The organism is Mesorhizobium sp. M1A.T.Ca.IN.004.03.1.1, assembly GCF_003997555.1.
GTDB lineage: Bacteria > Pseudomonadota > Alphaproteobacteria > Rhizobiales > Rhizobiaceae > Mesorhizobium.
Window position 1 is genome coordinate 1 of the sequence record NZ_RZTV01000481.1, and the last position, 263, is coordinate 263.

1 protein-coding gene is annotated in these 263 nt (G+C 62.7%); it reads right to left on the reverse strand.

The features are described from left to right. Positions 1-263 (reverse strand): SidA/IucD/PvdA family monooxygenase (locus tag EOD29_RS32530; protein ID WP_164763980.1); only part of this gene is annotated, 263 nt, incomplete at both ends.

The following is a 263-nucleotide window of genomic DNA, read 5'->3' on the forward strand; positions in this document are numbered from 1 at the left end:
GCCGTTTCTGTCGAGGCTTATCCTTTCGCCGAGCGAGGCCAGCGCATCCGGCAATCGGAACCTGTAGCCGGTCGCGAGCGCCACGGCATCGGCATGAAGCACCTCTATTCCGCCGTCGAAGTGGTTTCGTACGATGAGCCGATAGGCATTGCCGTTCCGCTCCATCTGGATCACATCGCGGTTCGGCGACAGGGACGCGTTGAGCGAGCCCGGCTCGAGATAACGCAGCGCGTAGAGGCGGCGGTAGATCGAGTGGATCGTCG